This is a genomic window from Paenibacillus sp. GCM10027629, from assembly GCF_042676425.1.
Lineage (GTDB): Bacteria > Bacillota > Bacilli > Paenibacillales > Paenibacillaceae > Paenibacillus_K > Paenibacillus_K terrigena.
The window spans coordinates 1,380,882-1,406,885 of the sequence record NZ_JBHTGZ010000009.1; the positions used below are offsets into that span (position 1 = coordinate 1,380,882).

At 44.5% G+C, this 26,004-nt stretch carries 33 protein-coding genes and 1 pseudogene; 10 read left to right on the forward strand and 24 right to left on the reverse strand.

Annotated elements, in window-relative coordinates; translation table 11 throughout:
- Window positions 1–162 precede the first annotated feature (162 nt).
- Window positions 163–783 carry a GyrI-like domain-containing protein gene (locus tag ACFQZR_RS15770; RefSeq protein WP_379347452.1) on the forward strand — a complete coding sequence of 207 codons (621 nt, stop codon included), beginning with the start codon at window positions 163–165 and terminating at the stop codon, window positions 781–783.
- On the opposite strand, the gene ACFQZR_RS15775 is transcribed toward ACFQZR_RS15770, so the two are convergent.
- The 5 genes from ACFQZR_RS15775 to ACFQZR_RS15795 form a co-directional block, all read right to left on the reverse strand.
- On the reverse strand, window positions 784–1,593 hold the full coding sequence (locus ACFQZR_RS15775) for a PEP/pyruvate-binding domain-containing protein (RefSeq protein WP_379347454.1): 810 nt from the start codon (window positions 1,591–1,593) through the stop codon (window positions 784–786). It lies immediately after the preceding gene.
- Window positions 1,590–2,312, reverse strand: coding sequence for a PEP-utilizing enzyme (locus tag ACFQZR_RS15780; protein WP_379347456.1), 723 nt, complete (start codon window positions 2,310–2,312; stop codon window positions 1,590–1,592). Before ACFQZR_RS15780 ends, ACFQZR_RS15775 begins: the two co-directional genes overlap by 4 nt.
- Before the next feature lie 255 nt (window positions 2,313–2,567).
- Window positions 2,568–2,942, reverse strand: coding sequence for a VOC family protein (locus ACFQZR_RS15785; RefSeq protein ID WP_379347458.1), 375 nt, complete (start codon window positions 2,940–2,942; stop codon window positions 2,568–2,570).
- A 208-nt stretch (window positions 2,943–3,150) separates the two neighbouring features.
- Window positions 3,151–3,894: an SDR family NAD(P)-dependent oxidoreductase gene (locus ACFQZR_RS15790; protein WP_379347460.1), complete on the reverse strand. Its 744-nt coding sequence runs from the start codon at window positions 3,892–3,894 to the stop codon at window positions 3,151–3,153.
- Between the two features lie 27 nt (window positions 3,895–3,921).
- On the reverse strand, window positions 3,922–4,674 hold the full coding sequence (locus ACFQZR_RS15795; protein WP_379347462.1) for an SDR family NAD(P)-dependent oxidoreductase: 753 nt from the start codon (window positions 4,672–4,674) through the stop codon (window positions 3,922–3,924).
- Window positions 4,675–4,818: 144 nt separating this feature from the next.
- Here ACFQZR_RS15795 and ACFQZR_RS15800 point away from each other — a divergent pair, with 144 nt between their 5' ends.
- On the forward strand, window positions 4,819–5,727 hold the full coding sequence (locus ACFQZR_RS15800) for a LysR family transcriptional regulator (protein ID WP_379347464.1): 909 nt from the start codon (window positions 4,819–4,821) through the stop codon (window positions 5,725–5,727).
- Window positions 5,728–5,797: 70 nt separating this feature from the next.
- Here the strand turns inward: ACFQZR_RS15800 and ACFQZR_RS15805 are convergent, their stop codons facing one another.
- On the reverse strand, window positions 5,798–6,556 hold the full coding sequence (locus tag ACFQZR_RS15805; RefSeq protein WP_379347466.1) for an SDR family NAD(P)-dependent oxidoreductase: 759 nt from the start codon (window positions 6,554–6,556) through the stop codon (window positions 5,798–5,800).
- A 214-nt stretch (window positions 6,557–6,770) separates the two neighbouring features.
- Between ACFQZR_RS15805 and ACFQZR_RS15810 the strand changes: the two genes are divergently transcribed.
- On the forward strand, window positions 6,771–7,424 hold the full coding sequence (locus ACFQZR_RS15810; protein WP_379347468.1) for a TetR/AcrR family transcriptional regulator: 654 nt from the start codon (window positions 6,771–6,773) through the stop codon (window positions 7,422–7,424).
- A 44-nt stretch (window positions 7,425–7,468) separates the two neighbouring features.
- Here ACFQZR_RS15810 and ACFQZR_RS15815 read toward each other — a convergent pair whose 3' ends face one another.
- The 3 genes from ACFQZR_RS15815 to ACFQZR_RS15825 all read right to left on the reverse strand — a co-directional run bounded on the left by ACFQZR_RS15815 (window position 7,469) and on the right by ACFQZR_RS15825 (window position 9,821).
- Complete coding sequence (locus ACFQZR_RS15815) at window positions 7,469–8,464, reverse strand: polysaccharide deacetylase family protein (RefSeq protein ID WP_379347470.1); 996 nt, start codon at window positions 8,462–8,464, stop codon at window positions 7,469–7,471.
- A 119-nt stretch (window positions 8,465–8,583) separates the two neighbouring features.
- A complete protein-coding gene (locus ACFQZR_RS15820; protein ID WP_379347472.1) occupies window positions 8,584–9,126 on the reverse strand; it encodes a GNAT family N-acetyltransferase in 543 nt (180 codons plus the stop codon).
- A 23-nt stretch (window positions 9,127–9,149) separates the two neighbouring features.
- Window positions 9,150–9,821, reverse strand: a complete 672-nt coding sequence (locus ACFQZR_RS15825; RefSeq protein ID WP_379347474.1) for a Rossmann-fold NAD(P)-binding domain-containing protein — start codon at window positions 9,819–9,821, stop codon at window positions 9,150–9,152.
- 179 nt (window positions 9,822–10,000) lie between these two features.
- Between ACFQZR_RS15825 and ACFQZR_RS15830 the strand changes: the two genes are divergently transcribed.
- The gene (locus tag ACFQZR_RS15830; RefSeq protein WP_379347476.1) at window positions 10,001–10,738 is read left to right on the forward strand and encodes an MBL fold metallo-hydrolase; all 738 of its coding nucleotides are present in this window, start codon (window positions 10,001–10,003) and stop codon (window positions 10,736–10,738) included.
- Window positions 10,739–10,936: 198 nt separating this feature from the next.
- Here ACFQZR_RS15830 and ACFQZR_RS15835 read toward each other — a convergent pair whose 3' ends face one another.
- From ACFQZR_RS15835 to ACFQZR_RS15845, 3 genes are read right to left on the reverse strand one after another with little or no spacing between them, the layout of a single operon-like run.
- Window positions 10,937–11,425 (reverse strand): nucleoside deaminase, encoded by a 489-nt coding sequence (locus ACFQZR_RS15835; RefSeq protein ID WP_379347478.1) that lies wholly within the window; start codon window positions 11,423–11,425, stop codon window positions 10,937–10,939.
- Window positions 11,426–11,453: 28 nt separating this feature from the next.
- Entirely contained in the window at window positions 11,454–12,680 is a 1,227-nt protein-coding gene (locus ACFQZR_RS15840; RefSeq protein WP_379347480.1) for an amidohydrolase, read from the reverse strand.
- A gap of 37 nt (window positions 12,681–12,717) precedes the next feature.
- Window positions 12,718–13,401: an ankyrin repeat domain-containing protein gene (locus ACFQZR_RS15845; RefSeq protein ID WP_379348869.1), complete on the reverse strand. Its 684-nt coding sequence runs from the start codon at window positions 13,399–13,401 to the stop codon at window positions 12,718–12,720.
- A 117-nt stretch (window positions 13,402–13,518) separates the two neighbouring features.
- On the opposite strand from ACFQZR_RS15845, the gene ACFQZR_RS15850 reads away from it, so the two are divergent.
- Entirely contained in the window at window positions 13,519–14,409 is an 891-nt protein-coding gene (locus tag ACFQZR_RS15850) for a LysR family transcriptional regulator (protein ID WP_379347482.1), read from the forward strand.
- On the opposite strand, the gene ACFQZR_RS15855 is transcribed toward ACFQZR_RS15850, so the two are convergent.
- Window positions 14,366–14,836, reverse strand: coding sequence for a GNAT family N-acetyltransferase (locus ACFQZR_RS15855; protein WP_379347484.1), 471 nt, complete (start codon window positions 14,834–14,836; stop codon window positions 14,366–14,368). The two genes, ACFQZR_RS15850 and ACFQZR_RS15855, sit on opposite strands and share 44 nt — an antisense overlap.
- Before the next feature lie 20 nt (window positions 14,837–14,856).
- The gene (locus ACFQZR_RS15860) at window positions 14,857–15,795 is read right to left on the reverse strand and encodes a phosphotransferase (RefSeq protein WP_379347486.1); all 939 of its coding nucleotides are present in this window, start codon (window positions 15,793–15,795) and stop codon (window positions 14,857–14,859) included.
- 306 nt (window positions 15,796–16,101) lie between these two features.
- On the opposite strand from ACFQZR_RS15860, the gene ACFQZR_RS15865 reads away from it, so the two are divergent.
- The 5 genes from ACFQZR_RS15865 (at window position 16,102) to ACFQZR_RS15885 (ending at window position 19,773) form a co-directional block, all read left to right on the forward strand.
- Window positions 16,102–17,079 (forward strand): ABC transporter substrate-binding protein, encoded by a 978-nt coding sequence (locus ACFQZR_RS15865; RefSeq protein ID WP_379347488.1) that lies wholly within the window; start codon window positions 16,102–16,104, stop codon window positions 17,077–17,079.
- A gap of 80 nt (window positions 17,080–17,159) precedes the next feature.
- Window positions 17,160–18,146 (forward strand): FecCD family ABC transporter permease, encoded by a 987-nt coding sequence (locus ACFQZR_RS15870; protein ID WP_379348872.1) that lies wholly within the window; start codon window positions 17,160–17,162, stop codon window positions 18,144–18,146.
- Window positions 18,133–18,933, forward strand: a complete 801-nt coding sequence (locus tag ACFQZR_RS15875) for an ABC transporter ATP-binding protein (protein WP_379347490.1) — start codon at window positions 18,133–18,135, stop codon at window positions 18,931–18,933. Before ACFQZR_RS15870 ends, ACFQZR_RS15875 begins: the two co-directional genes overlap by 14 nt.
- A 34-nt stretch (window positions 18,934–18,967) precedes the next feature.
- Window positions 18,968–19,381 (forward strand): ankyrin repeat domain-containing protein, encoded by a 414-nt coding sequence (locus tag ACFQZR_RS15880; RefSeq protein ID WP_379347492.1) that lies wholly within the window; start codon window positions 18,968–18,970, stop codon window positions 19,379–19,381.
- A gap of 26 nt (window positions 19,382–19,407) precedes the next feature.
- The gene (locus tag ACFQZR_RS15885) at window positions 19,408–19,773 is read left to right on the forward strand and encodes an antibiotic biosynthesis monooxygenase (RefSeq protein ID WP_379347494.1); all 366 of its coding nucleotides are present in this window, start codon (window positions 19,408–19,410) and stop codon (window positions 19,771–19,773) included.
- Between the two features lie 83 nt (window positions 19,774–19,856).
- Here ACFQZR_RS15885 and ACFQZR_RS15890 read toward each other — a convergent pair whose 3' ends face one another.
- From ACFQZR_RS15890 to ACFQZR_RS15935, 10 genes and pseudogenes are all read right to left on the reverse strand, one after another.
- Window positions 19,857–20,654, reverse strand: coding sequence for a stalk domain-containing protein (locus ACFQZR_RS15890; RefSeq protein WP_379347496.1), 798 nt, complete (start codon window positions 20,652–20,654; stop codon window positions 19,857–19,859).
- Between the two features lie 176 nt (window positions 20,655–20,830).
- Entirely contained in the window at window positions 20,831–21,355 is a 525-nt protein-coding gene (locus tag ACFQZR_RS15895; RefSeq protein WP_379347498.1) for a P-loop NTPase family protein, read from the reverse strand.
- Window positions 21,356–21,458: 103 nt separating this feature from the next.
- Complete coding sequence (locus ACFQZR_RS15900) at window positions 21,459–21,893, reverse strand: NUDIX hydrolase (RefSeq protein WP_379347500.1); 435 nt, start codon at window positions 21,891–21,893, stop codon at window positions 21,459–21,461.
- A 107-nt stretch (window positions 21,894–22,000) separates the two neighbouring features.
- A complete protein-coding gene (locus ACFQZR_RS15905) occupies window positions 22,001–22,444 on the reverse strand; it encodes a GNAT family N-acetyltransferase (protein WP_379347502.1) in 444 nt (147 codons plus the stop codon).
- Between the two features lie 152 nt (window positions 22,445–22,596).
- Complete coding sequence (locus ACFQZR_RS15910; protein ID WP_379347504.1) at window positions 22,597–23,553, reverse strand: hypothetical protein; 957 nt, start codon at window positions 23,551–23,553, stop codon at window positions 22,597–22,599.
- Window positions 23,554–23,583: 30 nt separating this feature from the next.
- Entirely contained in the window at window positions 23,584–24,045 is a 462-nt protein-coding gene (locus ACFQZR_RS15915) for an NUDIX hydrolase (protein WP_379347506.1), read from the reverse strand.
- 23 nt (window positions 24,046–24,068) lie between these two features.
- Window positions 24,069–24,551 (reverse strand): NUDIX hydrolase, encoded by a 483-nt coding sequence (locus tag ACFQZR_RS15920; RefSeq protein ID WP_379348873.1) that lies wholly within the window; start codon window positions 24,549–24,551, stop codon window positions 24,069–24,071.
- A gap of 47 nt (window positions 24,552–24,598) precedes the next feature.
- A pseudogene (locus ACFQZR_RS15925) lies at window positions 24,599–25,015 on the reverse strand (GNAT family N-acetyltransferase).
- A 27-nt stretch (window positions 25,016–25,042) separates the two neighbouring features.
- Window positions 25,043–25,570 carry a DinB family protein gene (locus tag ACFQZR_RS15930; protein ID WP_379347508.1) on the reverse strand — a complete coding sequence of 176 codons (528 nt, stop codon included), beginning with the start codon at window positions 25,568–25,570 and terminating at the stop codon, window positions 25,043–25,045.
- A gap of 21 nt (window positions 25,571–25,591) precedes the next feature.
- Entirely contained in the window at window positions 25,592–25,993 is a 402-nt protein-coding gene (locus tag ACFQZR_RS15935; protein ID WP_379347510.1) for a VOC family protein, read from the reverse strand.
- Window positions 25,994–26,004: the final 11 nt, after the last annotated feature.

A 26,004-nucleotide genomic window follows, 5' to 3' on the forward strand; every position in this document is an offset into this window, starting at 1 on the left:
ATTATCTAGGTATGATTATATAATTAGTTCCAATATATTACAATACAATAATCTGTTATATGTGAAAATGTGTCACATTTGAATATTCAATCCATTTCATTTAAGATATCCTCGAGGCTAGTCAAATCTAAAAGGATTCATAGATGAATGGGAGTGAATACGATGAAATATGAATGGAGAAAACAAGAAAAAGATCTCTATCTTCCGAAAAACCAACCCGTGCTCATCACCGTGCCCAAGCAGCAATTTCTAATGATTCGAGGTAGAGGAAACCCGAACTCTACAGCATTTTCTGCGAAAGTCGAGGTCCTCTATGCTCTATCTTACGCCATTCGAATGATGCCTAAGCAAGGGTATACTCCACCAGGTTACTTCGAATATACGGTGTATCCGCTAGAAGGTGTGTGGGATCTAGCCGAGGAAAGCCGCTCTGTTGAGACATTGAACCTAGACGACTTAATCTACACGATCATGATTCGCCAACCTGATTTCGTCACAGAAGATGTTGTGAGCCGCGCTTTAGAGGCAACGAAGAAGAAGAAACCGAACCTTGCTCTTGATGAGGTTGTGTTCGATTCCATTGAAGATGGCAAGTCCGTCCAAATGCTGCATATGGGACCTTTTGCTGATGAAGTACATAGCTTCGCGAGAATGAAACATTTCATGCAAGAGCATAACTTAGAGCTTAGCACACGTACCCATCGCGAAATTTACTTGACGGACAATACGAAGACAGAACCTTCCAAGATGAAGACAGTATTGCGGTATTTTCATGTAAAATAGCTATGTCGTCATTTTCCGGCACTGCAGTAGATACAACGAATTGCTCGCAAAGGCCCATTCCAAATCAAGTCCTGCTCCGAAATGCTCTTCACTGGTTTGGGCTAAGCGATCAAGTTGTCTAACTTGAATATCGTTGAGACTAGCCTGGTCTTTCAGATGGTCTTCAAGTTCAACTTCAACTGTGCCTCCGTTCAATGAGGTATACATGGCTGTATCTTGCATTCCTCTAACCAATTGACTACTCGTTGCTCCTCTATTAACCCTGTATTGATCAGGGATAATTCTACCTGATACAACACTCTCCCCTAGTCCCCAGCATGATTCAATGATCCGTTCATCAATATGCGTGATCGGATGCCTTGTAAACATCACACCTGAACATTCAGCCTTGACCGTTTGCTGTATAATAACTGCCATCTCTGGGGTCGATGTCACCCCCATTTTGTTACGATATTGATTAGCTTGATCGGAATGAATAGAGGAAGCAACCCGCCGAATTGCATTCAAAATTTGAGATCGATTCGTCAAATGAAGTTCAGTCCTAAATATTCCAGCATAACTTGCCTGCACCCCATCTTCACCGACAGCGGAAGATCTGACGGTACAGGAATCTCCAAGTAGAGATATAATTTCATCTAACCCATTTAATAAATGCTCATTTTCATTGTTTACAATCTCCTGAACAGACTGATACGATACGCCAAAGCCCATGGGTACAGGCAATCCAGCTCGCAATGCAAATCCTAATTGTACAGCCTTCCCACCATAAGAAAATTCATCGGATACGTTCATAAGTGGTAGAATACTCATCTAGTTAACCTCACCACAATCCCTGTATCTGCATCGAGTCTGATCCGCTCTCCATCTTGAATTGTCTTCGTTGCATCTTTACAGCCAACAACACAAGGTAAGTTGAACTCTCTAGCTAAAATGGCTGCATGGCATACTAACCCGCCTTTGTCCGTTACTAGACCCGAGACAAGCCTTGCATAAGGTACGAAGTTAGGAGCTGTCATTGAAGTAACAAGAATATCTCCTTGGTTGAGTTCCGATATATTGCCTTCATCCAGAATGACACGAGCGATACCTTCCACAACACCACGGCTTACACTCATTCCACTCGTGATGTACTCGACAACCGATTCATTTCGAGTCATCTCTACACCCGTCGTGTTCTGTCTCTCGTTCAATAAATCTCTTAATTCTTTACTCCATGGCAGATCCGCGAAAATTCCAGCTTCGACACGAGCATGTAGTTCATATATCGCACGATCAAAACAAATGATCAAATCGTATGCCTTCAGTTCTTCTTGTTTTTCCAATAATTCAATGTAACGCTGCTTGTATTTAGGAATATGTGTTTTGAAAAGATTTAAATAAGGTAATGTGGACTTCACCGCTTCACGCATCTTGATTTCATTATTCTGGATACGATCTTCTTGATAACTTAGTATTTCTTGATACACAGTCCGTAGAATCACTTTTAATCCCTCGACTTCGTTTGGATACAAATTTCTAATTGTATTCATTGGTATTCCCCCTCATTTATTCTGAACAACAAAAAAGACCACGGCGTACATCACCATGGTCCTATCCCAATTACTCATGAATTATTTACGCATACAAAATATACGTATCGAGTAAGGGCGGTACAATGAGATTACAACGCACGTTCATCATTCTGTGATCCTTGAATTCAGACTGCTTCAACATTGAACACTCACCCTCTCCTATAAAAAGTAAATTCCTACCACAATCGTAATGTCATACTCATGATTTGTCAATTACATCCATTCTAAAAATTCAATCCGGTTGCCAAAAGGGTCCTGTACATAGAAACGCTTCACGCCCTCATCCGTGCGCGCCGTATCGTCTATCACTTGAACGTGGTTCCGGAGCAAGTAGGCCCGCAATGCATCAATTTGATGCACTTGAAATGCTGGATGGGCTTTGGTTGCGGGCACAAAGTCCTTCTGCACACCGATATGTACTTCATGCCTTCCACATCGGAACCATACACCACCTCGTTGCTTGAGCGGTTCAGGCTTCGGAATTTCTGGGCAACCCAAGAGATGATGATAGAAATTCCTAGCTTCACTTTCACAACCCTCAGGTGCTGCAAGTTGAACATGGTCCAGACCAACAAATTCGTATGCCATTGAAAGCCACCCCCCTCTTTTCGTTTCATTACATGAAACTGAGTTTCATTATATATAATTCCATTTTATAGTGAAGCAACCAACATTGCTAGTGATATTTGGTATCTATCCCCCCGATATCGATTTCATAAGATCTTTGCATACAAAAAAAGACGACAGCTACCCATATTTCTATCGGTAACCGACGTCTTTGACCTATTCGACTTAATTATTGAGCGGTATATCCTCCGTCGACGAGCAAGCTTGTACCTGTAACAAAAGATGCATCATCGCTCGCCAGGAACAGAACAGCTTTGGCTACCTCTTCAGGCTTGCCCAGCCGCCCCATCGGATGAAGACTCACAAGATGTTCATTAAGCGCTTCATTGCGTCCTTCAATCAATGGGGTATCAATATAACCTGGGCAAATGGCGTTGACACGAATTCCTTCTTGGGCATAAGTAATACCCAGTGTCTGCGTCAATAACTTCACGCCACCCTTCGCTGATGCGTAAGCTGTAACACCATGTTTACCAACATGACTATGAATGGATCCACAATTCACGATCGCGCCGCCTGTACCCTGCTTGAGCATTTGCTCAATTGCATATTTATCACAGAGGAACACACCAGTTAAGTTAATGTCAATCGTACGCTGCCATGCCTCCATATTCAACACATGGGCTGGTCCATCTTTGGCAATCCCTGCATTTGCATATAGTATATCCAATTGGCCGTATTTCTCCACCGTAGCCTCAATCATATGTTTTACTTGCTCTTCATTCGTTACATCGGTCTTGATGTAAAGTGTATCCTTACCCTCTGCATTCAATGTGTCTGACAATTGTTGACCGCGATCAGAGAAGTCCGCAATAACTACTTTCGCACCTTCATTTGCAAATAATTTGACAGTCGCTTCACCAATCCCACTAGCTCCACCGGTTACAATCGCTACTTTATGAAGTAATTTCATGGCTAATACCCCCTATTCGTCTCTAACTTACTTCGCCGTTGCCCCACCATCGACGACGAACTCGCCGCCAGTCACATGAGATGCTTCATCTGAAGCAAGGAACAACACCATGTTCGCAATATCTTGAACCGTACCAAGACGACCGTTAGGCGATAGATCCGCTAATGCGTCTTTAGAAGCCTTGGTTGTTGCAGCCGCATAGTCAACCATCCCTGTATCAATGTAACCAGGATGAATGGAATTCACTCGAACACCTGCGGCAGCGTACTCGATGGCAGCATCTTTAGACATCAATCGAACCGCACCTTTACTTGCACCGTATAGCACGTGGCCTGAAGCGCCTTTGATCCCTGCAATCGAAGAGGCATTGATAACGGAACCTTTCCGCTGTGCAGCCATAATTGGCATCACATGTTTCATCCCTAAGAATACGCCAGTTACATTGATCCCCATCAGGCGATTCCAATCTTCGATCGTGATCTCTGCAAGCGGCTTAATAATATAAATTCCTGCATTATTGAACAAAATATCAATATTCGCATAGGCTTCTTTCGCTTGTTCCACCACTTGAATCCAGTCTGTTTCTTGGGAGACATCATGACGAATAGCCAATCCCTCTCCACCTATCCGAATTATTTCTTGAACAGTATCCTGAGCGCTCTGTAACTGAATATCTGTGACAATCACTTTGGCACCTTCTTGTGCGAACCGGAGCGCAGTCGCTCTCCCAATCCCTGTGCCGCCGCCTGTAATGAGTGCAACTTTCCCTTGTAGTCTCATCACCCAACACCTCTCAGTTTGTGATATATTTCATTGCAAATGGTTGATCTTTATGCATTCATTGTAACACTGTTGATCATTTATTAATAATTAATTATAGTTACTATTAGTTAAGTATTACTTAAGTAATAGAGGTGAAGCAATTTGAATCTCGAACAATTAGAATATATCGTGGAAGTTGCAAAGACAGGCTCTCTAACCAGTGCCGCACAGAACAAACATGTCACCCTATCCGCAATCAGCCAATCCATCAGCCATTTAGAGACGGAATTAGGGGTTCACTTATTTACACGCTCCCGATTGGGAGCAGCTCTGACACCCGAAGGAAAATTAATCATTCAGAGAGCCTACGATATTCTTCATAAAGTTCAGGATTTACGCGATGAAGCCGAAGGTTATTCGAACCATGTCAGCGGTGAACTCCGCGTCGCTTCGATCCCAGGTCCGATGTCATTATGGGTAGATTCGCTGATGGGATTCAAACGCGCCTATCCGAATATCCGTATGGAAATCACGGAGAAGGGCTCACAGGAAATTCTCGATGATATTCGGCATAATAAGATTGACATCGGCCTCATTATCAAATCCAAGCATATCCATCAAAATCTAACGGGGCTCACTTTCGAACCGTTGCTGCAAGGACGGATCGTTGCTGGAGTCAGTCGACAATCCCCACTCGCATTGCGGAACTCTGTCACAGCTGAGCAGCTTCGAAATGAGACATTAGCGATTTATCAAGATGATTATGTTACGTGGTTCGTTCAATACTTCCAAGAAAAATACGGTTCCGTCAATCTGCTGTACACCTCCAACAATACCGATGCGATTCGCACATCCGTCATCAATCATCAAGCGGTAACCCTAGGAATTGATTTCTCATTCCTTCACGGTCCAGATCTATTCGCCTCAAAAATCATTACACTCGAGCTCGAGTCCATTGATCAGCAGCCTGTTTACCTGGGCTGGGTACGCGCTGAAGGGAAGCACTTCTCTGGTATTTATCGTAATTTCATTGCACGCCTGAAGGAGGATATCGACTCTTCCCATCCCTAATTCGAGCAAAAAAAAGACGGACCTCTTCATGAGATCCGTCTTTTTTCTAAATGATGAAGCTCCTTATTTATTACAGTGTTAATCCACCATCGACTGCTACGATCGATCCAGTCATGTAGCTATTCTTCGGCGATGCGAGGAACGTAACCACTTCTGCAAGCTCTTCAGGCTGCGCGAAGCGTCCAAGTCTCATATTAGGCAGCTCTTCTGGAATATAACCCGACGTCTGCATCATTACTGGAACAGCTTGCGTAAGGGTTGTATCCACCCCACCTGGGCAGATGGCATTCACACGGATCCCTTTCTTCACATACTCAAGTGCAGCCGATTTCGTCAAGCCGACAACGGCATGTTTGCTCGCCGAATATACAGCTAAGCTATGCTCACTGCGAATTCCCGCTGTCGAAGCGGTGTTGATAATAACGCCGCTGCCTTGGTTCTCCATTACTTTAAGCACATATTTCATACCAAGGAATACACCTTTGACGTTAACGGATAGAATACGATCAAGTTCGGTTTCTTCTATATCCGCGAACATAGACATCTTCTGGAGCACACCTGCATTGTTGAAGAAAACATCAATACGTCCATAGGTCTCAACCGCTTTGTTCACATAGTTCTGCACATCTTCACTGTTCGCAACGTTCGCTTGCACGAAAATCCCTTCGCCGCCTTGTTCCTTCACAAGCTTCAAAGTCTCTTCACCTGTATGTGGGTTGAAGTCTACCAATACGACCTTGTCGCCATTTGTAGCAAATTTCAAGCTTGAAGCACGGCCAATACCACTACCCGCTCCCGTAATAACTACAACTTGATTTGTTTCCGACATGTCCACCGACTCCTTATAAATGATTAATTTAGGTTAAGATAGCCATAATATCATAACGATAGCGTGACTATCATCATATCCAAAACATATTATACGCCCTTTCATGCCAAAGTACAACTTATTCGAATAAGCGCTTCCATTTGACAATGAACTTCCGTTCTGTTATTATCAATCACCAATTAATACGTACGTATGGGAAGGAACGTGGGAACACGTGAATACGAAGACCAGATGGGACCTAGAACGTGAGGATGCTAAACAGCAACGGATTGTTCTGATTATTGAAGCGGCTGAGCGCATCTTCAATCGCAAAGGACTGGACAAAACAACGATGCAGGATATCGCGACAGAAGCTCATATGGGTGTAGCCACGGTATTTCGGCATTTTCCGAAAAAAGATAAATTAATCGTTGCCGTCGCTACGCGGATTGTCGAATCGCAAATCGAGACGTTCGATCGAGTCACAAATCTTCCAGGCACTTGTTATGAGAAGCTGGAGTACATGTTGGATACGTTCATCGGGTTTATCGGCGCGGAACATAGCCAGAATACGAAGCTGCTCGAAGCATTCGAGAGTTATGCCGCCCAATCCACTGAGCCGTTAGAGGATCTCCCGCTGTATACCGAAGCGATCGGACGAATTAAGAACTCCTTAAGCCAGATCGTGAAAGACGGTATCCATGATGGATCCATACGATCCGATCTACCTCTCGGGGAGACAATAGCAACGGTAACTCATGCTTTTGGTTTATTCGCGAAGAAATTATCGCTGCAGAACAGCATCCCGATGCTTGAGACCGATATTGACCCCATCAGACAGCTGCAAATCCTCAAACGACTGTTTTTGGATTATCTAAAATCAAGCTAGTGGAACCAAAAGAAGCCCAGACATATGTCTTGGGCTTCTTCGTATTAAGCGGGCTTCAGCATTTCTAACAAGGAGCCCATGAACGTAAGCGGCGGCGTAGCCGCATTGCGAATCGATTGGTATAAGGCTTGCGGTGTAATATGAGGCGAACCTCCATTAATACGCGGCAATAACATCAAATTCGTCGCCGTCGTGCTGATCCCCGGCTTTGTCGTGAATGCGTAATGGATGCCATTCGCTTGCAGAACTCGGATCGAAGATGAATTGTGCAGTCCATAAGGATAGGCGAACGTATCAATCGCATGCCGATTTAAGGGTAATAACTTCTGAACACATGCCTTAATATCTTGGTTGATTCGAGCCATATATTGCTGCTTATTCTCCTTCTTCCCATTCACGATGAGGAACCCCGTTAAGCCATCATGCCCGCGATTAACCTTAAAATGCAGATCATCCGTGTGCGCTTGAACTTCCATATCGGGATCATGCTGCGTCATATCCCGAATCTCATCCGGCGTCATGTGCGGTGTAAAGACCATTGCACGCGGCGTCAGATCACCTGTTATGACGAAGCATACGCCGGAAATATGACGCTTCTTCATGATCGGATAAGCATATTTATAGAAGCTCTCATATCCATCATCGAACGTGACAAGCACGGCATTCGCCGGCACACTCCCACCTTTCATAAATGCGCGGAACTGATTTAAGGATATGAACTGCATATGATTCCGAGTCAGTTCATCGAGCTGTGATGCGAATAATTCAGGCGTAATGGTGTCTTCATTTTGAAGTTTCGGATCGATGTGGTGGTACATGATCACAGCGACCTTGTGGTCAAATAGCTTCACTGATGGCACCTCAACAGCTATGTTCGGTTTCTTCCCGGAAATGATAGGTCTGGCTCCGAGCCCAACTGCGTTTGGCCGCAGAATCACCAATCCTCCTCGCAAGGGATGTTTAGGCCCATGATGCCAAGGCAAGAAGATAATCACGAGGATGGCCGCGGCCGTCACACCCAGCATTCGAAGATGTTTCATAGTTATTTTCATGATGAATCCCTCTTTCTCTTCGAGCACACAATCTCATGTCGTCACCATACCATCCGAAGCTTAAAATAAGCTGAATCTCGCTGTATAATTTTGTATAACTTGTCCGATCAAACTTGGTATTCTTCAGCGGTTATTGCGAACAAAACATGATCCTCCCAGACGCCGTTAATGTGAATATATCGTTCAGCCAGCCCTTCGCGTCTAAAGCCCGCCTTCTCCAATACCCTTGCAGAACGAAGATTTCTAGGCATGACACCAGCCTGGAGTCGATGCACATTCAGCTGCTCGAAGGCGAATTTGATGCATAGCCCCACCGCTTCTGTCATCAATCCCTTCCCATTGTAGGTTTCATCTAGAAAGTACCCGATATTCGCATGCTGAGCTGGACCTCGAACGATGCCTGTAATCGCGATTCTACCGATTAGTTCATCCGATTCGTTGTGAAAAATACCAAAGGTATGGGACTGATCTGACTTTGCACCAAATTCGCTATTCTCGATATCTTGAATTTGCCATTCTAATGTTAAATAATTCGCACCGCGATACGGTTCAAACGGTTGTAAAAATTGATGATTACGCTGCCGAAGTTGCAGCAAAGCTTCAGAATCCTCGATCGTTAATGATCGTAAGTAAATTTGATTCCCTTTCATAATCCACCTCTATTTCTTTTCGTTCAACTGTGGCGTGCAACTTGATCAGCCATTTCATGGGAAAGATGTACATAAGTTCCCTTTACCGGCTTCTCCGCTGTCAGAGCCATGGATAACGCAACCGTAGACGCTTCGATGGAACGATAGTTCTTCAGCGGTCCAACGAACAACGGGTTCAAGAATGGACTGATCTTCTCTGCTACTCGCTCCCCAAATCGATATTCTTCCCGATTTCCGGTCAACAATGACGGCCTAAAGATATGTAGTGAACGAAGTTGAAGGGAAGCGAGCTTATCCTCCACTTCTCCTTTGACTCGACTGTAGAAAATCGATGATCTAGAGCTAGCTCCCATGGCAGTCACGATATAGTACCCTTCAACGTGATGCTGTGCAGCGTGTTGACCAGCTTCCACAGGATATTCATAGTCCACTCTGCGGAATGCCTCTCTCGACTTCGCTTTCTTAATCGTCGTCCCAAGACAACAGAATACATCATTGACCTCAAAAAGATGTTTATACCGCTGTAGTTCATCCATATCAATGACATGCTGGATGCATCGCCCGGATGCAAGCTGCAGCGGTCTTCGAACAAGTAGATGGATCTGCTGATAATAGTTTCTAGAAACTAGGATTTCAACCAGAGCCGCTCCGACTAATCCTGAAGCCCCGAGTACCAACGCTGTCTTATTTTCCAAAGGAAACCAATCCTTTCGCAATTATATGTTCTATGATTATCATAATATACAAAATAGCCAAATTTAAATATTGACAAATTTTTATTTTTGTGTTATGATTAAAATTTAATGTTTGACATTGTTTGTGTGCAGCGTTATTATAATCTAGCATCAGTCATATGAACAATGGAGGGATTCATTTGAACACAGGAATTGGTATCGAAGCACTCGAAATTTCAGCACATCTCATGGGAGAACAACGTATTATCTACCCTACCTTGATCTGGGACGAGAATGAGACAATTCTGATCGACACCGGTTATCCAGGTCAACTCCCTTTATTTCAAGAAGCCTTCGAACGGGTAGGTAAATCACTTCAAACCCTTAGCAAAATCATCATTACACATCATGATCTAGACCATATTGGCGGGCTGCCTAGCTTCGTTGCACACGCGGAAGATCCGATCGAGGTCATTAGTAATGCGATTGAGAAACCCTATATTCAAGGGGAACAACGGATCATGAAATTTACGGATGAGGTCGTCGCATCGATGGATTCTTGGCCGCCAGAACGTGCTATCCCCTTCAAACGATTACTCGCAAATCCACCTGCTGCACCCGTGAACACCTTGGTTGCAGACGGTGAGATACTCCCTTATTGTGGCGGAATAATCATCATTAATACACCTGGACATACACCCGGACATTTCAGCGTCTATTATCAAGCGAGTAAGACACTGATCGCAGGTGATGCGATGGTCGTTGAGAACGGGCAACTCTTAGGTCCAGATCCGAGATATTCAATCGACCTAGCTCAAGCTAACGCTTCGATCCAGAAGCTCACTTCATATGATATTACGCGAGTTATTGCCTATCACGGTGGCCTATTCGAAGATCATGTCAATCAACGTATCGCTGAATTGGCTTCACAATTATGAGATAAACCTCTATCGAGGTACGTTCAAAGATGAGCGACCGCGTTCTAAGGTTGTTTATATCGCCAATAGGAAAGTTATAATACGCTTAACGCTTTAATAAAGTTAAACTTTCCTATGTGGTAACAAAAACGTCCATTCCATACGAGGCATCAAGCCCGCAGGAATGGACGTTTCATATTTTACATATTTTTCGACGGATTATTTCTCCGAAAGCTTTCTCCACAACGCTAATGGCCTAAGATCAGAGCAGCTTGGATCAATTCGTTTCAGTTGTATATCACGCTGATCGATAGGTAATGCAACTTGTTCATAGATGTATCTCGTACTTAGACCCACCTCTGCAGCATCAGGTTCTCCGTAACTATAATAGACATCCTGAATATTCGCCAAATACATGGCGCTGAGGCACATCGGGCATGGCTGGCCGCTCGCATACAACTCATATCCTGACAGATCAGCCGTCCGTTCCTTACGTGATGCTTCACGAATCGCTTGAATCTCCGCATGCATCGTCGGATCACAAGTAGATAGAACTTCATTTACGCCTGTTGCGATGACCTGTCCATCCTTGACGATGATCGCACCGAAAGGCTTTCCCTGATGTTTCTCTGTGTTTGTATAAGCGAGCGAGATAGCCTTAGCCATCATCGCCTTTCGATACGCTTCATCATGGTGATGCGGCATCATTTCGTTCCTCCTTTAAGGTACTGATATCTTACTTGCCAGCTTCACTAACCTTTTGGCCTTGATACCATACGGATTGACGTGGTGCTCTTCTCGCAACGGCTTCTGCGGAGCAGCTTGCCTGAACAAGGACGAAGTTCGCATGGTCTCCCACTTTGGGCCAGACTTGGTTTCCTTTCGAATCGAGTGGTGTGATCCCGCCTGTAATGTAACGAAGGGATTGGGATAATCGGAACTCATCATTGTAATGATAGAGTTCAGCGAATCGTCCTGCTTTCTCGAGCATATCCCCATTGCCAAAAGGAGACCAATGATCCGTCAAGCTATCCGTCCCGAGATTCACTTTCACACCCTTGCTGCCCAGCATCGGAAGCGGCATGTGCGTTCGGCCAATCGGTACTGTCGATGCTATGGAGATGCCGAGTTCGCTGAACCGATCAGCCATCAATTCCGCTTCTGAGGCCTCAGCACTCGCGAACCAGAATGCATGACTCACCGTGACGCGACCAATCAGACCTGCTTCTTCAGTTAAGTCCGCTAACCTGAGGAGTGTATGCTTCGCGTGTTCCCCACTTTCATGCAAATGCATGTCGATACCCGCGTCCGCTTCAATAGCGAGTTCGAACATTGTCTGCAGCGACTTCTCGATATCACCGTCTACGGAATACGGATCAAGCCCTCCCACATGGGTTGCACCTTCGCGCATCGCTTCACGCACGAGACCAACGGAGTCCGAATGCAATAAGCCATGCTGCGGGAATGCAACGATTTCGGACGTCATTTTATTCGCGAACGTTGCTAATGCTCGTTGGGTCGCTTCTAGACGATGCAGACCACTGACATGCTCAATATTGCAATGTGTTCGAACATGTGTTGTTCCTAGTCCTTGAATAAGCGTTAATATATTCTCTGCTTGCTGTTGTGACTTCGGCAGGATTTGCGGCAGCAGCACCTTCTCTTCTTCAATCCGGTCAAAAATACTCGAGATCGGCTTCACTGCATGCCAAGCATCACTGAAATAAGTTTTGTCCAGATGGATATGTCCTTCGATGAAAGACGGTAACATGAGTAGATTGCCACCGTCATAGATTGGCAGTTCGCTATGGATTGGTGAAGATGCATCAATAATTTCTGTAATTACACCATTTTCGATGTGTAAATGACAACTCTTTGTTTTCGTTCCTGTTACTCGTTCATTTTCGACGATGTAGGATTGCTCTAGTAATACTCGGGACAACCAATACGATGATTTCAACATTTTTCACGCATCCTTTATTCGAAATATATTCATTCCATTATTGCTGCGCTTCGACCAGAAGTCTTTCAATCTCTGTAAAATGACGATTCTTAGCATGTTCTAACGGTGTAACGCCATTCTTATCTGGTATCGTAACATCTGCACCATGCTCAATAAGCAATTGAATCACTTGCTGCTGGTTCGAACCGCCGTTATTCAATATGATGGCTTCCAACAGAGCCGTCCATCCTAAATTATTCACGTGATTCACATCGATCGACGTTCGTGTGAGCAGCTCACGCACCACTTCGACATACCCGTGCTCAGAAGCTGGAATTAGCGCTACACCACCATATCGATTTGTGATCGCCGGGTCCGCACCTGCATCTATGAGCAGCTTCACGATGTCTAGCAATCCTTCCGCACCAGCATACAGGAACGGATTATCCAGTTGATTATCTTGGATATGGATGTTCGCTCCCGCTTCAATCAATGCTTGAATCGTCTCTGGATGATTCCTGTGGGTCGCTGCCAAGATCGCAGTCCGACCTTGCGAATCTCGTGCATCAATATTCGCTCCCTGTTCGAGCCATTGCAATACGGCTTCCGTATTTCCTTGCTCGGCAGCTAGAATAAGCTGATTGTTCATCTTTGCCACATCCTTTGTCATAGAATTGTCGGGCTGCTGACATGCCGTTAACATGAAGAAACCACAATACATCAAAATGATTCGTAACACGATGAAACACTCCCTTTCATCGAGTGCTGATGTTATGGTACCATAGCCTTTAACGAACGAAAAATATTTAGTGAGTTTAATTTACATACTTTTATCGTTCGTATGAGGAGGACGTGAAGCATGGATATTCGGCAACTTCGGTATTTCATTGCCATTGCAGAAGAAAAGCAAATTACAGCCGCAGCACAACGACTTCATATGGCCCAACCTCCGCTCGGTCAGCAATTAAAAGGAATGGAACAAGAACTCGGGGTTCAACTGGTGAAGCGAACGGGTAAATCCATGGAGCTGACAGATGCGGGACAAGCCTTATATCGACATGCGCTTCAACTCACGAAGATGTTGGAAGAGTCGCAAATTGAAGTACAAGAAATCGGACATGGTACACGGGGCAAATTAACGATAGGCGTCAATACACTATCATCGGCTGTATTGCCGAAGCTGCTGCGTATCTTCCAGGAGCGTTACCCGCAGATTACGTATCGAATTCAGCAGAATGAATCGGCACAGATCTTGCGATTAATTCATGAACGCGCGATTGAGCTAGGCATTGTGCGGCTTCCGCTGGATGTCAGTGAATTCGAGGTGATGGCTTTACGATCAGAGCCATTTTATTTTGTCAGATCGAGTTCTCATGCATTTGCCGGAGCGCCAATAACCTATGAGGACATTGAACCGTACCCGCTCATCCTACCAAGTACGGAAGGGCTTGGACTCTATCAGAATATACTGGAACAATTTACGAAGAGGGGCCTGCGTGCGAATGTTATTGGGGAATGCTCCGATATTGTCACGCTGCTCGAATGGGTATCCACGGGCAATGGAACGACCATCGTTCCTGCATCGATCCTGCAATTATATCGAGGTTATGATATACAAGCAGTTTCCATTACAGACAGCGAGAACGCCTTCGCGACAGGCTTGGTCTGGTTGAAGGATCGCTATTTGACCAAGCCCGCTGAGCATTTTATCGCGTTGATGAAGGAATTGGAGCGTCGTATCGAAGAATGATATCTCCATTGTTTTCGAATTCGCCGGTTTCTACGAAACCACACTTTTTATACAATCGATTCGCTGCGGTGTTACAAGGAATGTGTGACACACGAATCTGTCGGCAATCTTCTCTATTTCTTAACTGGTTAATAACTTCCAGAATCGCTAATTGTCCGTAGCCTTTCCCTTGATATCGTGCATCGATCATGAAGCGAAGGATCCAATAGTACCCGTCGCGATAGATTTCCTGATCGAATAGTATAAATCCGACCATCGATTGGTCTACGTAGATACCATAAGGCTTAGAAGTAAGCTCTTTGGTGGCATGAATTAATGAGTCTGAGTTGCTCGCTACCAGGTTCATTTGATCTCCCCTAGGACTGAGCTTGATGCAATCGAGTTCATTATCGGGTGTGATAGGTATAAGTGTGATACTATGAGTCATGATTATATAAGTCTCCTCTGTTATTCAATAGCCATGTTCATTTGATGAATGATCCAATTCGTCGCACCCTTGTCATGTTTCCAAATATGCAGCAACCATCCCATGTAGCGAAGCCCGATGTAACGCCTGCATATCTGATAATGTTTATAGAATGTCGTCTCTGGAAATCTCACTCCCAAATCATTCAATGCCTCAACATAATGTTGAACATGCCTCCTCGTGCAAAAATTATGCGGTAAATCAAGTATGATCGAACCATAGTGTGCTTCGGCCCAATCGATAAAATAAACTTCGTCGTTATGAACGAGTACGTTACCACCATGAAGATCTGTATGAATGAGACTGAAAAAATCCGAATCCCGAATAACCAAATTCATATCCTCGACAATATGTTGTGCTGATTGCTCGATTTGACTAATGTATGAGTGAAATACATCTACAAACTCTTCGTTTTGTAACACTTCCTGCCAAGGGCCCTTCCAGCCGACCTGTAACCAAGTTTCAATAAAACGACGGTCAATTCTAGGTAGCCAAGCATACTGTGTATCCTGATGTAAATTAGTTGCATGGATGCGTGCGAGCTCATAGGCTTCTTTTTTCAACCAGTCATCCGAAATAGACAAGGGATCCGGAATATGATTGCTACCTAGATCCTGAAGGCATATGAAATCAGAAACGTCTGAGGTTAAGTTAAATGTAAAATTAAACGGAACATTCATCTTCTGTTTGTAGAGAGTATCGAGTACACGTCGTTCAATCCATGAACTTTCCTTTACTACTAAAGACAAATTTAGTCGTTCAGATATTGAAGCATCCGAAACAAACAACTCAAATTTACGAAGTGCTGCGCCAGACATCCCTGGTCTAATCATCCGCTCTTCAAAATTATGAAGGATCATTGTGGGAGATACTTCCCTAGTTAATGTCTCGCGAAGCAACCTCTCAATAGAATATATCATTCTCTCACCTCATTATTCCATCCCAAACGCATTCATCTGATTCACCAGGCGTTCATGAACTGATTGTGGTAATTATTAACAACCCTAACACTTTACCACAGATGATAAGGTTTTTCTATTTCCCCAGGTTCCCTCCCCCTATCATTCGCTTCATAAGAATATTTCCACCTTTTTCAAAATACATATTGACACTGAGAATGATTTTCAATTAGTATTACTGATAATGAATATCATTCTCATAACCAAGGGCCCGGTGTGTTGATGATACTCCATCATAATGAACAAGATTCTAGGAGGAACTTTCGCATGAAACGGTCTATGTCAAAACTCAATATTGCCCTTCTATCCCTTGCACTCATAGTTGCAACCCCACTCGCTGCTGGCTCTACCGCCTACGCTGCACCAACGAAATCAGCACCGACTGCGAAGGCAGCGGTGACTAAAGCTTTTACCGTGAAAGACTTTGCGAATCGAGAAATCAAATTCACAAAACCTGTCAGCCGCGTCGTCGTTCTGAGTTCCGGTGATGCTCGAATCATGTCTGATTTGGGTGCTACCGTTGTTGGTAGACCAGCGATCCAAGACCCATCCTTCCCACCAGCCGTGATGAAAGCGATTGAAGTAGGCTCGACGCACAAAGTTGATTATGAAAAAGTTACTGCCTTGAAGCCTGATCTCATCATTGCCAATGTCGCAAATCTCAAAGATGTCAAATCGCTAGAAGCTACGGGTGCCAAAGTGTTCTTAGGCAACTCGAGTTCGATCAGCGACATTCAAAAAAGTATTACGTTATATGGTCAAATGACCGGCAAAGACAAACGCGCCGCAGAAATCAATACAACCATGAACAAACTTCTCAAAGGCGTTAAAGTCGACAAAGTAAACCCTAAAAAAGTATTGCTCGTCTACGGTGCTCCTGGTGCTCTGCTCGCTGCACTTCCCACTTCTCTATCAGGTGATCTACTCGCAAAAGCTGGCGGTAAGAACGTAGCCGAAGATTACCCGACCATGAAAGAATACAGCGGTTATGCCCAATTAAGCACAGAGCGAATTATTACTTCTGATCCTGATTATGTGATGCTCATAACACATGGCGATCCTGCTGCGGTTGAGAAAACCTTTATGGCTGAAATCCAGAAAAATGCCGCATGGAAAAACTTAAAAGCTGTGAAGAACAAAAAAGTGATTGTCCTGCCTTCCAACCTCTTCGGTGTTAATGCAGGTTCAAAAGTAACGGATTCTTTGCAATATTTAACGAAAAAGCTTCAGGAAGAGGATAAATAATGAGCTTGGCTCGCCCATCCCAGTCTTCATTGGCGAAATCGGCGATCACAAAGCCAGAAGTTCCTGTTGATCGTCGATTGATGACCAGGCAAATTGCCCTTGTCGTTTCCTTGTTTATTTTGATCGCCGCGATGCTATATGGTCTAATCGTCGGATCCGTTCATGTCCCGCTACAGACAATATGGAACGTACTCGTACATCATGAACCTTCCACGGAAGAACAGATTATCTGGAATTTCCGGCTTCCACGTGTTCTCATTGGGGCATGTGTCGGCATGGTACTAGCAATGTCCGGAGCATTCATGCAAGGTGTGATGCGCAATCCGCTTGCAGATCCCGGCATCATCGGGGTTTCCGCAGGTGCTGGGTTGATGGCTGTGCTCATCATGATCATTTTCCCAGAGTACTACTATCTTATTCCTGTCGCTGCTTTTGTCGGGGCATGGATTGCTGTGATGATCACTTATGCGCTTTCTTGGAAGCAAGGGGCTGTGCCTGTACGGATTATTCTTGCGGGTGTGGCTGTCAATTCACTTGTCGGTGCGATTACTTCGGGGATCATGCAGCTCTATAGTGATCGGGTGCAAGCGGTTCTCCCTTGGCTGGCCGGAGGATTATCGGGTGTAAGCTGGTATCATCTCGATATGATTTTACCTTATGTAGCCGTCGCACTCATACTCTCGATCTTCGCGATCCGACATGCGAACATTCTGTTACTTGGGGATGAGGCTGCCAAATTATTAGGTCATCCGACAGAGAAAAGTCGCTTCTTCCTCATCATCGTAAGCACACTGCTAGCGGGTATTGCAGTCAGTGTATCCGGTTTAATCGGCTTTGTCGGACTCGTCGTTCCGCATATTGTACGAATGTTCGTGGGTAGCGATTATAAATTTTTGCTGCCGATGTCAGCCATCTGCGGTGCTGCACTGGTCGTATTCGCAGATACGGCAGCGCGCAGCTGGTTCGATCCGATCGAGTTACCTGTCGGGATATTGTTAGCTGCACTAGGCGGGCCGTTCTTCCTGTATTTATTAAGACGTGGAGGTGGTCGTATTGGCATTTCTTAATGCGGAGCGAATATCCTATGCTCCTACCCCACGATTCTCCATCCATGATGTGAATATTTCTGCAGAACAAGGCGAACGGATTGCAATCATTGGTCCTAATGGATCGGGCAAGTCGACCATGCTGCGCCTAATCACAAGATTGCTGCAACCGAATACAGGTACCGTTGTTCTCGACGGACATGATATTCGAGCGATGAAAGGCAACGAGATTGCCAAAATCTTAGCGATGCTGCCACAAATGCAAACGGGTCAACATGATCTAACTGTTAGAGATTTAGTCCGCTATGGACGACATCCCTATCAGCGTTGGTTCTCGGGTATGAGCAAGGAAGATCGCGAAATCGTGGAGTGGGCGATTCATGCGACACGAATGGATCACCTCGCGGACCAACAGATTCAGTCCTTATCTGGCGGCGAGCGTCAGCGTGCATGGATCGCCATGTCACTGGCTCAACTGCCGAAGGTTCTCCTGTTAGATGAGCCAACTACTTTTCTAGATATCTCACATCAGTTCGAAATTCTAGAGCTCATCTCGCAATTAAACAAAGAAATGAATATGACGATCGTATCCGTCCTCCATGATATTAATCAAGCCGCCCAATACAGTGACCGGTTAATCGTCATGAAAGAAGGTCGCATGGTCGCGCAAGGCACGCCTTCTGAAGTGCTTACACACGAAATGTTCGAGGAAGTCTTTGAGATTACCGTTCGTATTCACTATGATGACCCTTATCCTTATGTGAGATTAATGCAATGCTTGCGATGCGATAAGCAATCTTGTCTATGATCGACCCATTTTCTAATGAAAGAAGGCGTTGTCCATGGAACAAAAATTAGATCCACAATCTATTCCCTCTGCCCTACCGAGCGAGCTCGTTCGGCAATTTGTAGCGAGTGCGCATCATGATCTCGATACGGTTCAATCGATGCTCGATGTAGAGCCAGGTTTGCTCCATGCAGCTATGAACTGGGGTGGCGGCGATTGGGAGACAGCCTTAGGTGCAGCCGCACATGTGGGCAGACAAGACATCGCGCGCTATCTGCTCGAGCAAGGAGCACATCTTGATCTATTCGCTGCAGCCATGCTCGGATACGTGGATGTCGTGAAGAGTATCGTACAGGTCAACCCTCAAGCGAAGCATGCCAAAGGTCCTCATGGCATTCCACTCCTGCGGCACGCCTATATGGGCGGGGAAGCAGCGCGAGATGTGGTTGCTTTTCTGGAACAAGAATAAAAGAGAATATAAAGGAGCGTTGATCCATGATCGTCGTTACGAATACGATTCAAATTAGAAAAGGCCTTGGCGAATCCATCGCGGAGCGTTTTCAGAACCCGAAAGGTGTTCATCACATGCCAGGATTCATCTCCATGGAGCTGTGGCTCACACAAAACTTAGAAGAATGTGATGAGATCAAAGTAAACACCTCTTGGGAAAATCGCGAAGCTTTTGATGGCTGGGTGAAAAGTGATTCCTTCAAGCAATCCCATGGTGACCGGAAGAAAGCGCAAGTGGAGCGGAGCGAAAATACGACGGATGGATCCGAAGAGGGGCCAATCATTCTTGCCAACAAAATCTCGATGCATACGGTTCTGTTCACGGTCGATGCTGAACCCGTTAATACCTAATTAGTCATAAAAAACCCCTGTACCACAGCTGTTCTCAAGAACACTGACGTGCAGGGGTTTTCAAATCGTTCTAAACGTTACGTTTAATAGAAATAAATCGATTTTAAGTGGTATTTATTGCTCTTGCTGTCAACGACGAACGTAAATGTCGCGGAGATAAGTTTGGAATAATCATCCGCTTTGACAACATATTCGAGATACATTCTACCATTGGTTTGAGAGTGCTGCGAGTATTTGTACCAACGATCATTATTCAACTGATCCATAATGCCAGTATATAGCCCATCGATGACCTCTTGATCGCTAAGACGAATTCCGTCAACGTTCTTGCCCGCCTTCTTCACATCATTCGCTGCTTCGTTCTCATATCCATCGACCGATAGATCGCTCTTCTCAATAAACGCATTCAACTTGGTTTTATCGCCAGACTTGATCGCATCCATATAGAGTTTGAGCGCGTCTTTGGCCGTTGGCTTGAAGCTCTCGAACAGATCCGCGGACTTCGTTGTCGATGGGTATGTATTCGTCGCTCCTTTAACTGCCGTTGCTGCGTTATCCTTATTCGGAGTCGCGCCTGTATCTGTTCCATTCGCACCCGTTAAGATATCTATCGTTGATGTGGATCCGTTCCATTTGATCTTCGCGCCTAGCGCTTCTGCTACTGGCTTTGCAGGTACATAGGTATGCCCATCATATACGATTGGGATCAGTCTGTCGCCGCCATCAACAAGGTTCACGCTTTTCCCGTCTACTTTAATTTTGATGTTGCCATTCTGATAAGCTGAGATTTTCTTCACGAGTCCATCGGCATAAGCGCCCAGTGAAAATCCTGTTACCAGTGTCAATGTAAGTCCTGCGGTTAGCATCCATTTTTTGTTCATTTCCGTCTTACCTCCTGTAGTTACAACTGCTGGAAAACATAACTAAGTCTAGTAGACAGGACGTTGACGGTCAATCAATTCGACAAATTTGAATAATTTGTCATAGGGATACTTTCACAGATTGGAAATTGCATGTAAATTAATATGGGCACACAGCCCTATTGCTATCCGAATAGCTACATTATTGCTTTGTACGTTGTACCTTCGCTCTCATATGCTTCGAGATGCTGAATCATCTCGGATATGTTTTTAACGATAAATCGCTTATGTATGTAAGGGTTCGTCACGGTAAGGACCTCGTCCATATCATATCTGTGATTCCATTTCGTGATCATTTTCCACAGGTTGCTGACTGATTGCTCGTAATTCCATGGCTCAATGCCGCTTCGGGAGCGAATGAATCGCTTCACGATACGGTAGTCTCTCACGAACACATGCGGATTAAGAATAAAGATAACGTCTGCTCGCTCGAAACTCTCTCCCGTCCAATGGTGCTGTACGCCTTCAAGCACCCAGTCCTCTCTGGCTAGTATCTCGCGAAATGTCCGGTCTCGTACCTCCACGGGGAATCTTAAGCTCTCTTCACTTCGATCCCAGACGATGTTATCAATTTCGAAATAAGGAATGTTGAAATGCTTCGTTAGCATTCGTGCAGCTGTCGATTTCCCGCTTCCACAGGCACCTATGATTCTAATTTTCACAAGTCGTCGCTCCTTGACTCAGGCATATCAGGGTTGATGTTCAGCATTGATTTCATGGGTTCCTCCAGCGCTCTTCCGACAAATATAAAGTCCATGTGCCCGTCTATGGTTTGACCCCTTCGAATGCATAAAATGCTAAAGATTTATCGTGATCGGAGTTCAATCGAAGCATTTCGGTCAATTCTGGCATGAGCTCCATCGCTGTATCCTCATCGATCCAGCGCACGTCAACAATATCGTTATCCGGGTCTTGAACTTGGATTGATCCACCAATAATTTTCGCGGTAAATGTGATAATTAGAGCATGAGACTCCCGCTCCGTAAAGTACATCTCCCGAAGCGAACTCAGCCCCGTAATAGCAATATCGTATCCCGTTTCTTCTTTTGCCTCGCGAATGGCACCTTGTTTCAACGTCTCACCCTGTTCTACGGCACCCCCAGGCAGACCCCAATAGGCAGAGGGACCGCCATTCTTCACGACTAAAATACGTCCATGCTCATCGTGGATTAACACGGATGCAACATCAACACGTCTCATACGTATAGCCTCATTTCTGTGATCAAAGTTGTTATTTCTTTCAACTATCGTGTTGAAAGACCCTGCAGCTGCAGGGCCTTAATCTATTAATCTATTGATTATTTCACTCAAAATGTATACTTCGCAACGACTTCACCATTGGACCACGGCATGATGCCCAATTCGGTAAAGCCTGCTTTGGCATAGAGTCTTCTCGCCTGCTCGTTCGTAGGCGCATAGCTAATCATAAGAACATCGGTCCGATCTTCTCGCTGTCTTATATGATCGATGATCGAATTGAAAGCTGCCGTTCCATATCCACGCCCTTGGAATCGTTCATCAATCATAAAACGGTAGATCCAATAGTTGTCGTCATCTGAATCTAGACCAAATAATGTAAATCCGACCATTTGCTGCTCATCATATATGGCCTTCGCCTCGAAGCGCTCTAGAAATTGAACCTGCGCAATAGAATACAAATTCGAAGCAATAAATTGCTCTTGTTCTTTTTTCAACTTGAGATTAATGCATTCTTGCCAATTTGCCTTATCAATGGCTTGAAATGTGATCATTCCGAACTCCTCCTAAATGTTGTAGAGAAATCCGAATCCGATGGATTCCTCTACGTTGATAAATACCTACTTTGTTCGATAACTTGTTTTGTACGATTCATATTTTTCATACCACACCACTCCTCTCAAAATGCAAATTAACTAGTCAATTACTATAAACTTAACACATACCGAAAATTATGCAGTGAAGTATCTCCGATATGTTGAGGCAATCGCTTTAGATGATTGTAATAGCTGAACGTAAACTTAAACACATGACCGAAATCCCAATCCGATCCATGATGATCGTGTAACCAGAATGCCTTCTCGAGCGGCAAGTGTACCACCGGTTGCTTCTTCTCTAACGGCAGACGATCAACGGGAGAATACAATGGGATTTCGGATTCTGGTTGCAGATCATGACTCAATCGAAGTACTTTGACCATTTTGAGTAGAGGTCGCAGTCCTCTGTGGAACAACGATTCATGTCCTAAATCATACAAAATATTCAGTGCATGTGAAAAAGTAAGCAAATGACCGATCAAATCGTGATGTGCTTCGGCCCTATAGATTGCATTGAACGCAGACAACTCTGATAAGATTAGCACTGACAAGTCACTCGGGTGTTGAATTCGTAGTAATGGATCGTCTGCCGGGATTGCTAGACGTTTCACTTCAGGCGTAGATAAGCCCAGCCAAGATCGACCAGGAATCGTCTTCTCAAAGGAACGAATCAATTGTACAATGCCATCTATGTGTTTCTCTGTCCCCCAAGAGCCTAGTTCTTTTATAGCCAAAAGAGACAAAGCAGAGTAGGTCACATGATGCCCCACCCAGTGCAGCTCATCGATCGTCCCTTCCAATGCATCTAATATTCTCTCTTCAGCGTATGGGTAGGTTGCACTGCGAGATTCACTTTCCTTCATTTCTCCTATGGAATGCATATTCAGCATCGCTGTGGTTTGATTCAGTATCGTACTGCGAATGTCGCCAGACAGCCGATTATCTTGGAGAAAGAAATAACTCGCAATGGCCGCAACACCGTAATGTGCATGCCATAGATCACCGGTAGTTCCCTTACACGTCGCTACGATCTCTAATCCTTCTACTAATAGCTGCTCTTCTTGCAACGATGCTCCCCCCTTAGCTGTAGTACCCAACTATTCAAGGTCATTGTTCATCACATGTTTAATGCCGTCCGTCTGTGCTAATTCACGGATCAGGGTTCCTAACGCTTTGGGATAGATATTCACATGATCTAATTCATCGATATTTACCCATTGGTAACGGATTCCCAATTCTTCTTTACCGGTAAATGCAGCATCTTGAACAATAACACCTGGAGCTTCAACGGCATAATACATCCCATGTTCATGCAATTCCGGCACACCATAAGCGTTAAAATTCTCAATAATCCATAATAATCGATCAACTTTCACCGTATATCCGAGTTCTTCCTCAAATTCTCTAATGATGGTATCCGTTGTTAGTTCGTTCACTTCGGCTTTACCACCAGGCAATACCCAGCCTCCCCCATTCTTCGTCATATGTAAGAGGACCTTTCGCTCCTTGATGAATACGCCAGCAACTCGGAATAAGAAATGATCTATTGCGATGGACATGATACGTCCCTTTCTTTTTTATTTTATAGTTCCTTTGTGAGCTTCAATTCGAATTCCGGCTTCGTCACATACGCCATATAGTTCACAATTCCATCGAAATCCAAATAGGCCTGGTAACGCGTACGAATCGCAGGAGCCGTAATCAGGTCCAGAACTTCGCTCCTCCTTACCCACTTGCTTTCAGACGTTTCTTCTGAAGTAGTCAACTCTCCGCCGACTGGAGTGCAGTAAAAATCTAGCATAACTTTCGTTGGAACATCAGTTATCCCATCATGCCACTTATACGTGCTAGTATTCGAATACACGCCGATCATATGTGATATGGCAATATCGATGCCGCTCTCTTCTTTGACCTCTCGAGTCAGACCGACCATGAGATTTTCGCCAGCTTCTACTTGGCCCCCAGGAAATACCCAGCCTCCATCTCGTGTCTTCACAAGAAGAATCTCGCCTTGTTCATTCTCAACAATACCACCGACAGCTACAATATGGGTTGGCATCATCATGGTATTCACCACTGTCGCTCTGATACTCTCCACTCTGTTGTTCGACACTAAGAAAGCTCCTTCATGAAGTAATAATGGCTATGACCTGTTGGCGCATTCTCGATTGTTGCCATGACCTGGAACCCATATTTCGGGTAAAAATCAGGTGCTTGGAAACTAAAAGTGTGTAATTTTATAAATGTACATTGTTGATCTCTAGCAATACGCTCAGCTTCCTCTAACAATCTTTTTCCATGCCCTTTTCCGCGGTAATCATGATGAACCCATAAAATATCGATCTCCATCTAGTTCCATTTTATCGCACTATTAAGACCAGCTATGATTTCTCCCTGATCATTTTTAACGCATAAATTCACTACTTCATATCGCCCATTCGGTACGTGGGATGAGTTAAATTCTATCAGTTTATTGCGAACATCATTCGATTCTTCGCTCGTACTTGTGATGATTCTCTCGTTATTCATTTGTTCCTCCCAATAATCGACTCGTATTTAGACGCCCTGTCTCTTACGAATCACTCGAATTTGGCCTCGATGGTTAATTTCATCTTCAAAGACGTGAAACCACATAAAGTAATAATTCGCCTGCTTGTCATACCAGAACGACTCTTCGGTATTCAAACAGTCATCATCTACCGTTCCGAATAATTCCAATGTTCTCATTCTGACTTGATTCATGCGTTCTATGTAGAAGCTCAACTCCTGCCCCTTTATTGCATTACGGCCTTCTTCACCTAATCGTAATGCAGGCCCCCATTCAAGCCATTCTTCTTCCGATAATTCTCTGCCCTCGAATGTCTGAACTTGATAGGCATACTCCACCGCTGCAAAATGCAATAATAATGCTCCTATTGAATTGCTCTCAGAATCTATTAAATAATCCAGTTGATCGACTGTTAAGCCTTTGGTCGCCTCTAACGTTGTATATCTTGCATAATTCATCATTGAGATCAAACGGCTAATTTGAGGTGTAAACCCCGGAATGTCGGTAATCAGGTAAATATTATCTAAATTGTTCATTGGATACTTCTCCTGTTTGAGTTATTTTTTATTTAGAGGTTCGAATACAGTCCATCCCACCTGGGGATAGTCGCCCCAGAGTTCAATCATATTCTGGTCAGGATCATAGAATTTAAAAGATAGACCCTCATAGTCCGTTATGGCTGTCACTTGAATCCCTGCGTCCTTTAATTCTTGATAGACTTCATGGATATTCATAACAACGAACCCATAGACGGCCTGTGTACCTGTAGAATAATGCATGTGCGAATTAATACCCTCTTCGTTAGGGATGAGCATGATTCTTACACCGGATTCTGAACGAAGTTCGATGAACAGCGCGTCTTCTTTATAGACTCTAAAGCTAAAATGTTTCGTATACCACGATGCTGCATTATTCAAACGGCTTACCGGTATGTACAAATAACTGCCCGCTAATTGCATCTTATCTCCTC

What these genes read in the sequence shown, in the direction of transcription:
- ACFQZR_RS15770 (WP_379347452.1), top strand. Translation starts at nt 163, where the DNA reads ATGAAATATGAATGGAGAAAACAAGAAAAAGATCTCTATCTTCCGAAA.
- ACFQZR_RS15775 (WP_379347454.1), bottom strand. Translation starts at nt 1,593, where the DNA reads ATGAGTATTCTACCACTTATGAACGTATCCGATGAATTTTCTTATGGT.
- ACFQZR_RS15780 (WP_379347456.1), bottom strand. Translation starts at nt 2,312, where the DNA reads ATGAATACAATTAGAAATTTGTATCCAAACGAAGTCGAGGGATTAAAA.
- ACFQZR_RS15785 (WP_379347458.1), bottom strand. Translation starts at nt 2,942, where the DNA reads ATGGCATACGAATTTGTTGGTCTGGACCATGTTCAACTTGCAGCACCT.
- ACFQZR_RS15790 (WP_379347460.1), bottom strand. Translation starts at nt 3,894, where the DNA reads ATGAAATTACTTCATAAAGTAGCGATTGTAACCGGTGGAGCTAGTGGG.
- ACFQZR_RS15795 (WP_379347462.1), bottom strand. Translation starts at nt 4,674, where the DNA reads ATGAGACTACAAGGGAAAGTTGCACTCATTACAGGCGGCGGCACAGGG.
- ACFQZR_RS15805 (WP_379347466.1), bottom strand. Translation starts at nt 6,556, where the DNA reads ATGTCGGAAACAAATCAAGTTGTAGTTATTACGGGAGCGGGTAGTGGT.
- ACFQZR_RS15815 (WP_379347470.1), bottom strand. Translation starts at nt 8,464, where the DNA reads ATGAAACATCTTCGAATGCTGGGTGTGACGGCCGCGGCCATCCTCGTG.
- ACFQZR_RS15820 (WP_379347472.1), bottom strand. Translation starts at nt 9,126, where the DNA reads ATGAAAGGGAATCAAATTTACTTACGATCATTAACGATCGAGGATTCT.
- ACFQZR_RS15835 (WP_379347478.1), bottom strand. Translation starts at nt 11,425, where the DNA reads ATGATGCCGCATCACCATGATGAAGCGTATCGAAAGGCGATGATGGCT.
- ACFQZR_RS15840 (WP_379347480.1), bottom strand. Translation starts at nt 12,680, where the DNA reads ATGTTGAAATCATCGTATTGGTTGTCCCGAGTATTACTAGAGCAATCC.
- ACFQZR_RS15850 (WP_379347482.1), top strand. Translation starts at nt 13,519, where the DNA reads ATGGATATTCGGCAACTTCGGTATTTCATTGCCATTGCAGAAGAAAAG.
- ACFQZR_RS15855 (WP_379347484.1), bottom strand. Translation starts at nt 14,836, where the DNA reads ATGACTCATAGTATCACACTTATACCTATCACACCCGATAATGAACTC.
- ACFQZR_RS15860 (WP_379347486.1), bottom strand. Translation starts at nt 15,795, where the DNA reads ATGATATATTCTATTGAGAGGTTGCTTCGCGAGACATTAACTAGGGAA.
- ACFQZR_RS15865 (WP_379347488.1), top strand. Translation starts at nt 16,102, where the DNA reads ATGAAACGGTCTATGTCAAAACTCAATATTGCCCTTCTATCCCTTGCA.
- ACFQZR_RS15870 (WP_379348872.1), top strand. Translation starts at nt 17,160, where the DNA reads ATGACCAGGCAAATTGCCCTTGTCGTTTCCTTGTTTATTTTGATCGCC.
- ACFQZR_RS15880 (WP_379347492.1), top strand. Translation starts at nt 18,968, where the DNA reads ATGGAACAAAAATTAGATCCACAATCTATTCCCTCTGCCCTACCGAGC.
- ACFQZR_RS15885 (WP_379347494.1), top strand. Translation starts at nt 19,408, where the DNA reads ATGATCGTCGTTACGAATACGATTCAAATTAGAAAAGGCCTTGGCGAA.
- ACFQZR_RS15890 (WP_379347496.1), bottom strand. Translation starts at nt 20,654, where the DNA reads ATGAACAAAAAATGGATGCTAACCGCAGGACTTACATTGACACTGGTA.
- ACFQZR_RS15900 (WP_379347500.1), bottom strand. Translation starts at nt 21,893, where the DNA reads ATGAGACGTGTTGATGTTGCATCCGTGTTAATCCACGATGAGCATGGA.
- ACFQZR_RS15905 (WP_379347502.1), bottom strand. Translation starts at nt 22,444, where the DNA reads ATGATCACATTTCAAGCCATTGATAAGGCAAATTGGCAAGAATGCATT.
- ACFQZR_RS15915 (WP_379347506.1), bottom strand. Translation starts at nt 24,045, where the DNA reads ATGTCCATCGCAATAGATCATTTCTTATTCCGAGTTGCTGGCGTATTC.
- ACFQZR_RS15920 (WP_379348873.1), bottom strand. Translation starts at nt 24,551, where the DNA reads ATGATGATGCCAACCCATATTGTAGCTGTCGGTGGTATTGTTGAGAAT.
- ACFQZR_RS15930 (WP_379347508.1), bottom strand. Translation starts at nt 25,570, where the DNA reads ATGAACAATTTAGATAATATTTACCTGATTACCGACATTCCGGGGTTT.
- ACFQZR_RS15935 (WP_379347510.1), bottom strand. Translation starts at nt 25,993, where the DNA reads ATGCAATTAGCGGGCAGTTATTTGTACATACCGGTAAGCCGTTTGAAT.